Origin of the sequence: Vibrio mexicanus (genome assembly GCF_001012815.1) — a bacterium.
Taxonomy (GTDB): domain Bacteria; phylum Pseudomonadota; class Gammaproteobacteria; order Enterobacterales; family Vibrionaceae; genus Vibrio; species Vibrio mexicanus.
This window is the reverse complement of the sequence record NZ_JYJP01000040.1, coordinates 1-9,207: the sequence shown is the minus strand read 5'-3', so window position 1 is coordinate 9,207 and position 9,207 is coordinate 1. Positions and strand designations below refer to the sequence as shown.

Annotated in this window: 8 protein-coding genes, 1 tRNA gene and 3 pseudogenes; 6 read left to right on the top strand and 6 right to left on the bottom strand. The window is 46.1% G+C overall.

The genetic code is table 11. From position 1 onward, the window contains the following. The 3 genes and pseudogenes from UA76_RS06720 to epmB all read right to left on the bottom strand — a co-directional run. Positions 1 to 356: pseudogene (locus UA76_RS06720) on the bottom strand (anaerobic C4-dicarboxylate transporter family protein); the annotation flags it as partial. Between the two features lie 257 nt (positions 357 to 613). Next, positions 614 to 1,114 (bottom strand): MgtC/SapB family protein, encoded by a 501-nt coding sequence (locus UA76_RS06715; RefSeq protein ID WP_047044228.1) that lies wholly within the window; start codon positions 1,112 to 1,114, stop codon positions 614 to 616. Positions 1,115 to 1,190: 76 nt separating this feature from the next. After that, positions 1,191 to 2,213: an EF-P beta-lysylation protein EpmB gene (epmB, locus tag UA76_RS06710; RefSeq protein ID WP_047044227.1), complete on the bottom strand. Its 1,023-nt coding sequence runs from the start codon at positions 2,211 to 2,213 to the stop codon at positions 1,191 to 1,193. Positions 2,214 to 2,245: 32 nt separating this feature from the next. Here epmB and efp point away from each other — a divergent pair, with 32 nt between their 5' ends. The 3 genes from efp to rraA all read left to right on the top strand — a co-directional run bounded on the left by efp (position 2,246) and on the right by rraA (position 4,484). Further along, positions 2,246 to 2,812: an elongation factor P gene (gene efp / locus UA76_RS06705; protein ID WP_047044225.1), complete on the top strand. Its 567-nt coding sequence runs from the start codon at positions 2,246 to 2,248 to the stop codon at positions 2,810 to 2,812. A gap of 162 nt (positions 2,813 to 2,974) precedes the next feature. Next, complete coding sequence (locus UA76_RS06700) at positions 2,975 to 3,892, top strand: 1,4-dihydroxy-2-naphthoate polyprenyltransferase (RefSeq protein WP_047044223.1); 918 nt, start codon at positions 2,975 to 2,977, stop codon at positions 3,890 to 3,892. A gap of 76 nt (positions 3,893 to 3,968) precedes the next feature. Beyond that, on the top strand, positions 3,969 to 4,484 hold the full coding sequence (gene rraA, locus UA76_RS06695) for a ribonuclease E activity regulator RraA (RefSeq protein WP_047044221.1): 516 nt from the start codon (positions 3,969 to 3,971) through the stop codon (positions 4,482 to 4,484). A gap of 77 nt (positions 4,485 to 4,561) precedes the next feature. Here rraA and UA76_RS06690 read toward each other — a convergent pair whose 3' ends face one another. Continuing rightward, positions 4,562 to 5,908: an MATE family efflux transporter gene (locus UA76_RS06690; protein ID WP_047044219.1), complete on the bottom strand. Its 1,347-nt coding sequence runs from the start codon at positions 5,906 to 5,908 to the stop codon at positions 4,562 to 4,564. A gap of 120 nt (positions 5,909 to 6,028) precedes the next feature. Beyond that, positions 6,029 to 6,798 (bottom strand): annotated as a pseudogene (gene tpiA / locus UA76_RS06685) (triose-phosphate isomerase). A gap of 279 nt (positions 6,799 to 7,077) precedes the next feature. Between tpiA and UA76_RS06680 the strand changes: the two are divergent. After that, positions 7,078 to 7,425, top strand: a complete 348-nt coding sequence (locus tag UA76_RS06680; RefSeq protein ID WP_047044217.1) for a 5-carboxymethyl-2-hydroxymuconate Delta-isomerase — start codon at positions 7,078 to 7,080, stop codon at positions 7,423 to 7,425. 20 nt (positions 7,426 to 7,445) lie between these two features. Continuing rightward, positions 7,446 to 7,871, top strand: coding sequence for a DUF805 domain-containing protein (locus UA76_RS06675; protein ID WP_047044215.1), 426 nt, complete (start codon positions 7,446 to 7,448; stop codon positions 7,869 to 7,871). 96 nt (positions 7,872 to 7,967) lie between these two features. Here UA76_RS06675 and coaA read toward each other — a convergent pair. Next, positions 7,968 to 8,890 (bottom strand): annotated as a pseudogene (gene coaA / locus UA76_RS06670) (type I pantothenate kinase). Positions 8,891 to 9,097: 207 nt separating this feature from the next. On the opposite strand from coaA, the gene UA76_RS06665 reads away from it, so the two are divergent. Next, a tRNA-Thr gene (locus UA76_RS06665) sits at positions 9,098 to 9,173 on the top strand. Positions 9,174 to 9,207: the final 34 nt, after the last annotated feature.

Sequence of the window (9,207 nt, the reverse complement as noted above, 5' to 3'; positions counted from 1 at the left end):
CACATCGTAGATAACAGGCAGGAGTGGGTAAACCGAGTGGCCCGTGCCGACCAAAACGGTGAGTGTGTAAGTACATAGAGGGCCGAGAAAAACAATTTGGCTTGGGTGTTTACGTAGCAGCCTTTCTGCAAACTTAACCAGTAGCTTTAGACCACCAGTGGCCTCTAAGGTGGCCGATGCGGCCACGACGGCCAAAATGATAAGCATCACGCTGACCGGAGGGGTTCCGGGTGCGATACCAAAAACAAACGCTAATACAGATACGCCTAGGCCACCAAGTAGACCAAAGGCAATGCCCCATGACGAATACCAATAAAGATGACCGTCAGTAGCAGAAGCATGTGCACGTAGAACATAAGCCAACCTCCAAATTATTGTCTGAACTTCTGTACTGATAGTAAAGAAAACCACCGGATTGATTTGTGAACTCAATAACTTATCTAAATGGCTTAAATTGGGATCGTTCTTTTCTTTGTGCGGAATCAAGATTTGACTGAGTAATGGATAGCCACTAGTGTGACTATCCAATTTACTTAGCCTTGCTAGATAAAAACTTTGCTAATTTGTGGGAGGAGTACCACTTTTGGTGGTTAATGATGGGCTAGCACATCAATTATGCATCAGAGATCGGACGTTTTGGTTTGCGGCGCTGAAACGTTTTGTGTACGCCGCGACGCAGCGCTTTGATGCGTTTCTCTGCTTTGTCGACCCCAAGGAGGACGATAAGTGCGAGCACGGTAATATTGACGGACTGAGCAATATGTCCGAGCGCAATCATCATTCCAAGTGCCGCGAGTAGCCAGATGATCGCTGCTGACGTGACACCATGAATTTTGCCATCTAGGGTCATCATAACCCCTGCGCCCAGAAAGCCAACACCTGTGATGATCTGCCCCAGCACGCGCGCTTGATCCAAGCTGTTTGGTGACAGCGACATCGCCAGAGTCATGAACAAGTAGGTACCAGAAATCACCAGTATCGATGTGCGAATGCCCACGGGTTTACCGCGAGTTTGTCTTTCAATACCTATCAGAGTTCCGTTAATGGCGCAGCATAGGAGCGCGCTCCATTTAAACGGGTCGAGATTAAAGAAGTGTAATAGTTCGCTTTGCATACTGGCCTCCAGAAACGGGGCAGTATGCAAGCAAATTTAGGGTGTGACGAACAAATCGTTTTTGTTGTCACCACAACTATTCTAAATGGAGATCGAGAGGGGTTTTACTCGCGCGGCCACCAATTTCTCGCGTCAGAGTAGGCACCAAATAGCCAGAGACTCGCTCAATCAAACCAGCCATAATTTTCTTTGCATCATCATCGGAGACGAGAAAATGCGCCGCGCCTTGAACCTTATCGAGTACGTGCAAGTAGTACGGCAAGATCCCCGCATCAAACAGAGCTTCACTTAAGTCGACTTGAGCATCAACCGTATCATTCACGCCTTTAAGCAGTACACCTTGGTTGAGTAAAGTCACTCCTGCTTGTGCCAGCTTTTGGATTTGCTGCTGGAACTGCTCATCGATTTCATTGGCGTGATTGATGTGCGTCACTATAACCACTTTCAAACGTGTGCTTGCCAGTAACTCACAAAGCTCTTCGGTGACGCGAGTCGGAATCACCACTGGCAAACGGCTGTGGATGCGTAAGCGTTTGATATGCGGAATGTCGGCGATACGATTGATTAACCACTCGAGTTCATGGTCTTTGGCCATCAAAGGGTCACCACCGGAGAGAATGACTTCATTGAGCTCCGAGTGCTGCGCAATGTAATCGAGATTGTCTTGCCAAACTGACTTGGTGCCTTTGTTCTCTTCATAAGGGAAATGGCGACGAAAACAGTAGCGGCAGTTAATTGCGCAGCCACCTTTTAAAATCATCAATGCGCGGTTTTGGTATTTGTGCAGCAAACCTGGAGTCGGGTTACCTTGCTCCAGTAGAGGATCGAACGTGAATCCGTCAACCTCATCAAACTCTTCTGTCAATGGTAATACTTGGCGCAGCAGCGGGTCATTTGGATTGCCTTTTTCCATGCGATCAACAAAACTTTGCGGTACACGCTGCGGAAACAAGCTTCTCGCTTTGAACCCGTCTTGCCATGGCGATGCATCAATTTCCAGTTGCTCGAGCAATTTTGCTGGGTCTGAGATCGCATTCGCTAGCTGTTTGAGCCAGTTTTGCTCAACAGAATCGACTTTTCGGGTTATTATATGCGGCATTGAATTTAGCTCTAAGAATGTAAGAGGAAAAAATGGCTACTGTTAGCACCAATGAATTTAAAGGCGGTCTTAAGTTAATGCTTGATAACGAGCCTTGCGTAATTCTGGAAAACGAATACGTTAAGCCAGGTAAAGGCCAAGCGTTTAACCGCGTAAAAATTCGTAAACTTCTTTCTGGTAAAGTGCTAGAGAAAACCTTTAAGTCTGGTGAAACTTGTGAAGTTGCAGACGTAATGGATATCGACCTAGATTATCTATATAACGACGGCGAATTCTACCACTTTATGAACAGTGAGACATTTGAGCAGATCGCTGCTGACGCAAAAGCAGTCGGCGACAACGCGAAATGGCTAGTAGAAAACAACACTTGTATGATCACGCTTTGGAACGGTAACCCAATCGCAGTAACGCCGCCAAACTTCGTAGAGCTAGAAGTGACTGAAACAGATCCTGGCCTAAAAGGTGATACTCAAGGTACAGGTGGTAAGCCAGCAACACTATCAACAGGCGCTGTTGTTCGTGTTCCTCTATTTATCGCAATCGGCGAAGTAATCAAAGTAGACACTCGTAGCGCTGAATACGTTGGCCGTGTGAAGTAACTCTGTTAAGCAGTTGATTCAACACGGATGAAAAAGGTCACTTCGGTGGCCTTTTTTGATCCCCCTTTTTGTTCACTATTTTTGTTCAACAGCCTCAAATTTTGCGCCCTTGGTATCAGTGTGACACAATTGCACTTATATGAATGAAAACAGCCTATTCCAATGAGAAATCCCCTGCAAATCTGGCTTGATGCCGCAAGGCCTAAAACTCTGCCGTTAGCCCTTGTCTCTATCTTAACGGGCAGTATTTTGGCTTTCTCAAATGGTCATTTCTCGCTTCCTATTGCTTTGTTGGCGTTCTTAACGGCTACATTACTCCAGATCTTGTCGAATCTTGCCAACGATTACGGCGATGCGGTGCAGGGCACCGACAATGAAAAGCGCCTTGGTCCGACTCGAGCGATTCAATCTGGGGACGTGTCTTTGAGTGCGATGAAAGGGGCGATCGGGATTAATGTCGTGCTGACGTTAGTGTCTGGCCTAACTCTTATCTTCTATGCGCTAGAGAGCTTTCAAAGTATTTTGACCTTTATCGGGCTTGGCGTGCTCGCCATTGTTGCGGCGATTGGCTACACCATGGGCAGTAAGCCATATGGCTATGTCGGCCTTGGTGATGTGTCAGTATTCATTTTCTTTGGGTTACTGGGGGTTGCGGGTACCTTCTTCCTGCATACCGGATACGTCGACCTGAGTTTGGCATTACCTGCTATTGGCTGTGGATTGCTAGCTGTTGCGGTACTCAATGTGAACAACATGCGAGACATTGAAAATGATGCGGCTTGTGGCAAGCGAACAGTGGCGGTTCGTTTGGGATCGGAACGTGCCAAACAGTACCATTACCTGCTTCTGGCGTTAGCGGTGTTCTCTTTTGCTGCGTATCTACTGAGCCAGCCATTTGCGGTATGGGTGAGCTTTCCATTTCTTTTAAGTGGCTTGATTGCTTTTCGTCACGCAAAAGCGGTCAATTTAGCCAAGCAGCCGAAAGACATTGCACCTATGATGCCACAAGTGGTGCTGTGCTCAATTGCCACTAACTTATTGTTTGCAGTAGTCGTTACAGCTCAAACTCTGATGAGTTAAATACCGCTTGTCATTGCATTGACTTAATGACCCGATATACTCGAAGGAGATGATAAATCCTATGAGAGGCCACACTATGGAATACAGCACGTCTGCTCTATGCGATATTTATATTGATCAAGTCGATGTCGTTGAACCTATGTTTAGTAACTTTGGCGGTCGAGCGTCGTTTGCCGGTCAAATCACGACGGTTAAGTGTTACGAAGATAATGGCATCATTCGCGACATACTCGAGCAAGATGGTATCGGGCGAGTGCTTCTGATTGATGGTGGTGGTTCTCTTCGTCGTGCACTGATTGATGCAGAGCTTGCATCGGTGGCGGAAGAAAATGAATGGGAAGGCATTATCGTTTACGGCTCCATTCGTGAAGTTGATGAACTGGAAGAGATGAGTGTCGGCATTCAGGCCTTAGCCTCGATTCCTGTTGGCGCAAATGCTCAAGGTGTCGGTGAGCTGGATATTCCTGTTAACTTTGGCGGTGTGACGTTCGTGCCGGAAGATTACATCTACGCAGACAACACGGGGATCATCCTGTCTCAAGAACCACTGGATGTGGACTTAGACGTCGAAGAAGACGAAGAGCCAGTTTAGTCTCTAGTGAGCAATATGGATTTAGAAAAGCCGACGCTAACCGTCGGCTTTTTCGTTTCTGTAAGTAAAACGGTTAATCAACTTGAGAAACTTGGACAGTACTGCGCTCGTAACTTGATCATGTAGAGATAACCTAATACCCCGCCTAATACGTTGCCAACAGCAACACCCCAAAACAGGCCTTCCACACCAAAGTAGAAACTGCCCAACCACGCGGTCGGTAAGGTAAAGGCAAAGAGTCTCAAGAAACTCCACATAAAGGCCTTCATCGGTAAATGCAGCGCGTTCAATCCAGATACCAACATCATCACGATACCTTGGAAGCCATAGCTAAACGGCACCACAAGCAAGTAGTGCCACAACAGGTCTCTAACAGTCTCTTCCTGTGAGAAAAGAGCAGAGAGGGGAGTACTTAGTGGCACCATCATGATGAAAATAAACAGCTGGAAAACAATCGCGAAACGCATACTCAAGAAAAGCCCTGCGAAGCTACGCTCGGGGTTCTTCGCACCCATGTTCTGCGCCATGAATGGCGTCAGTACCGAAGTGAGTGCCATTAGAACTAATAATAGTATCGCTTCAATACGCTGAGCTGCGCCATAGGCTGCGACGGCTTCAGTGCCGTGTGAAGACAACATCATCATCAACACTGCTCCAGAGATAGGCGCTAGGGCATTAGAAACCGCTGCGGGAGAACCAATCGAGAGTACTTGCTTCCAATCCTGAAGATAGAAATTAAGGTTGGGCCAAGTGAGCAGTTTCTCTCTTTTCACTAAAACGTAGAGAGAACAGCATAGCGCGCCAAACCAACTGATGCCGCTAGCAATCGCCGCGCCCTGAATACCAAGTTCAGGAAATGGACCCAAGCCAAAGATCAGTAGCGGATCGAGAATGCCGTTAATCAGGCCAGCGACAATCATAATTTTGGCTGGCGTTTTGGTATCGCCAGTTGCGCGAATCGCGCTGTTGCCCGCCATCGGAATCACAAGCAGTGGAATGGTGATGTACCAAATCTGCATGTACTGCTCGATAAGAGGGTGAAGCTCTTTCGCTGCACCAAGCATAGAAAATAGCGGTGCAATGCTTAATAAGCCAAAGGTGGATGCCAACGTCATTAGCGTGACGGCAAGAATCAATGCATGAGTGGTAATGCGCGCTGCCGAGCGGTTTTCGCCTTGTCCAAGCAATCGCCCTACACAAGAGGAAAGACCAACACCAATGCCCATGGTGATGCAGTTAAGTGCAAAAGTAACTGGAAACGTGTAACTGACCGCCGCCAGAGCCTGGGTGCCCAGCAGTGAGATAAAGAAGGTATCAACGAGGTTGAACATTAAAATGGAGATCATCCCAAAGGTCATTGGAATGGTCATTTTTCGCAGCACTTCTGGAATCGAGCCGGTAAGCAGGCCGTGTTTGTCGCGCATCTCTATCCTTAACTACAACTGCGGAGGAGCGCTAAGGATACTGGATTCGATCTACAGATTCTATAGAGACAAAAAAAGGCCAGATTGCGCTGACCTTTAAGAATTCTTCTAGAAGAAAAATTACGCTTTAGCTGCTGCCGCTGCTTTAGCGATTGCTGCAAAGCTCTTAGCGTCTAGAGAAGCACCACCAACTAGAGCACCGTCGATGTCTGGCTGTGAGAAGTAAGCTTCTGCGTTTTCTGGCTTAACAGAACCACCGTATTGGATGATTACTTGCTCAGCAACTGCTGCGTCTTTCTCTGCGATTAGAGCGCGGATAGAAGCGTGGATGCGCTGTGCATCTTCAGCTGTTGCTGCTTTACCTGTACCGATAGCCAGATTGGCTCGTATGCGATGATAGCGTCGTTAAGCGCTTCAACACCGTACGCATCGATAACTGCGTTGATTTGGCGAGCACATACTGCTTCAGTTTCGCCAGCTTCGTTTTGAGCTTCAGATTCACCGATACAGAAAACTGGCTTCAGGCCGTTCTCTTTTAGGAAAGCGAATTTCTTAGCGATGAACTCGTCAGATTCGTTGTGGTATTCACGACGCTCAGAGTGACCGATGATGATGTGAGAAGCACCAAAGTCTTTCAGCATTTCTGGAGACATGTCGCCAGTGAATGCACCGCTGTTGTTTAGGTCAGTGTTTTGTGCACCTAGGATGATCTTGTTACCGCCTTCAGCGATAACACGCTCAGCAAGATCGATGTATAGAGCTGGTGGAGCAACTGCTACGTCAACGCCTGTTACACCTTCTAGTTCCGCATTTAGACCATTTAGTAGCTCAGCTACCATTGCTTTGCTACCGTTTAGTTTCCAGTTACCCATCACTACAGGACGACGCATAGGAATATCTCCGTTTCAATAAATGTAAAAAGGTTTTGAATACAAAATGCTTATTTTCTGTAAAAAATAAACGTAATTTAGAAAGAATATAACAGAATAAATCGAGTAGATCATGATTCCAGTCATGTCTTTATGGCTTCCTTGCAAATGGTAAGAGCTCTATATCAGTGATCGGGCGGGCAGTTCTTAAGTGTATGTCTCGGATTTTCAATCGTTACTTGCTATTAGTGAGTATGAATTGCCCGTTTGGGTGAAAGAAACCCACGAAAAGGAATCACTATGCCGAATCTTGTTATGGAGTACTCAAACTCAGTGGACGAGCGAGTTAATATTCAAGGACTGCTAGAAGATCTACACAATGTCACTTTGCGTTGCGGGTTGTTTGATGTAGGTTCAGTAAAATCTCGTTCGGTTCGTTATCATAATTGGCTTGTGGGTGAAGAAGGCGACAGTGTGGATTTTATTCATATTAGCTTCGAGCTACTGGACGGTCGTACTGAAGAGCAAAAAAGAGATTTGTCTCGCCAGCTATTGGAAGTGCTTACACAACAGGCAAGTCACGTGCGTAGCCTAACCGTCAATATCCGTGATATGGACAAAGCGTGTTTTCAGAAAGTCATTAATTAGTTTGTTTTTAGGTTTTTAAGATGTCGAAAAAAGAGTTGTTGTTTTCATTTCAAGGACGGGTTGGACGTAAAGTCTTTTGGATTTGGAATGTCTGTTATTACCTAGCCATTATGGGCTTTGCAGTTGGTGCGAATAAACTGTTCCCAGACTTTGCACATTTGCTTCTGCCAGTTTTTCTGTTGAGTGTCTTGGTTCCAGACTTAGCGATTACGGCTAAACGTTGGCACGACCGTGACAAGTCGAGCTGGTGGTTACTACTCAACGTACCTCTAGTGATTGGCCGCATGACAGTGCCAGTCGGCGATCCAAGCCTTGAAGCGGGGTCAAGCATGATGCAGGTGGTGACTTCATTGGCGGCATTGGTTTGCGGGGTATGGATCTTAGTGGAATGTGGCTTTTTAGAAGGTACTAAAGGGGATAATCGCTACGGCCCTGAAACCAAATAAACGCACGAACGCAAGAAGAAAAAAGGTTGTTACTCACCAAGTAACAACCTTTTTTGTATTCGAATGGTAATATCCTTCACCTGTGACAGACAGGTCTTACTTTCGAAGTAGGACTTCTTCAACCGTGTGGTTTGAGCCTTTCTTGAGCACCAGCTGAGCACGATCTCGCGTTGGGAGAATATTCTGCTCCAAGTTAATGCCATTAATGGACAGCCATATACTCTTCGCCTTCTCAATCGCTTGCTGCTCGGTTAGCTGAGTGTAGTGATTGAAGTAAGAGCCTGGTTTGGTGAATGCGCCTTGGCGAAATTTCAAAAAACGTTCCACGTACCATTTTTGAATCAGCTCGGGCTGTGCATCGACGAAAAGAGAAAAATCTAAGTAATCAGACAAGAACACACGATGTGGCTCATGAGGGTAGTCCATACCACTTTGAAGCACGTTCAGACCTTCAATGATTAATACATCGGGTTGGTCGACCACTTTCACTTCTTCAGTGATGTCATAAGTCAGATGTGAATACACGGGCGCGGTGACGTTGCGTTTGCCTGCTTTAACATCGGCAACAAACTGAACCAATCGGCGCATGTCATAAGACTCTGGGAAGCCTTTTTGGTCATGATACCGCGATCATTAAGCACTTTGTTGGGATATAAAAAGCCGTCGGTGGTAATCAACTCGACTTTAGGGTGGTTATCCCAACGTGACAATAAGGCTTTAAGAAGACGTGCAGTGGTGCTTTTCCCAACCGCGACACTGCCTGCGATACCGATGATAAACGGTGGCGCAGAGTGAGTATTATCGAAAAATTGGTTGAGAACGTTGTTGCGGCTTTGTCTTGCTGCCACATAAAGATTCAGTAGACGAGCCAGTGGTAAATAGATGTCCACGGCTTCTGTCATGGTTAAGTTTTCATTGATGCCTTGGAGCTCTTTTAAGTCGTCTTCAGATAGGGTCATAGGTACTGCTTTACGCAGCTCGGCCCACTGAGAACGATCAAAAGACATGTAAGGAGTCATACCAATTCCAACATCCATTTACGAAGTAGAGCAGGGAACATACATCAAGCTTGTTATAAAGCAAATAACTTAAGCATGAGATTTCGCTTAAACATCAAATATTGACGCAAAAACAGGCAAATAAAAGAAATACGAATAAAATCGGCTTTTTTTTCAGTTTAACTATTGCAAGGCGTAAAATCATTCAATAGAATGCGCTCCACTTATGCCGACTTAGCTCAGTAGGTAGAGCAACTGACTTGTAATCAGTAGGTCACCAGTTCGATTCCGGTAGTCGGCACCATTTTTCCTTTATGAGAGAAATGGCTTAAAAATTT

Excerpts from the sequence above, each read along its gene's own strand:
- UA76_RS06690 (WP_047044219.1), bottom strand. The coding sequence starts at position 5,908 with ATGCGCGACAAACACGGCCTGCTTACCGGCTCGATTCCAGAAGTGCTG.
- UA76_RS06675 (WP_047044215.1), top strand. The coding sequence starts at position 7,446 with ATGTCGAAAAAAGAGTTGTTGTTTTCATTTCAAGGACGGGTTGGACGT.
- epmB (WP_047044227.1), bottom strand. The coding sequence starts at position 2,213 with ATGCCGCATATAATAACCCGAAAAGTCGATTCTGTTGAGCAAAACTGG.
- rraA (WP_047044221.1), top strand. The coding sequence starts at position 3,969 with ATGGAATACAGCACGTCTGCTCTATGCGATATTTATATTGATCAAGTC.
- UA76_RS06680 (WP_047044217.1), top strand. The coding sequence starts at position 7,078 with ATGCCGAATCTTGTTATGGAGTACTCAAACTCAGTGGACGAGCGAGTT.
- efp (WP_047044225.1), top strand. The coding sequence starts at position 2,246 with ATGGCTACTGTTAGCACCAATGAATTTAAAGGCGGTCTTAAGTTAATG.
- UA76_RS06715 (WP_047044228.1), bottom strand. The coding sequence starts at position 1,114 with ATGCAAAGCGAACTATTACACTTCTTTAATCTCGACCCGTTTAAATGG.
- UA76_RS06700 (WP_047044223.1), top strand. The coding sequence starts at position 2,975 with ATGAGAAATCCCCTGCAAATCTGGCTTGATGCCGCAAGGCCTAAAACT.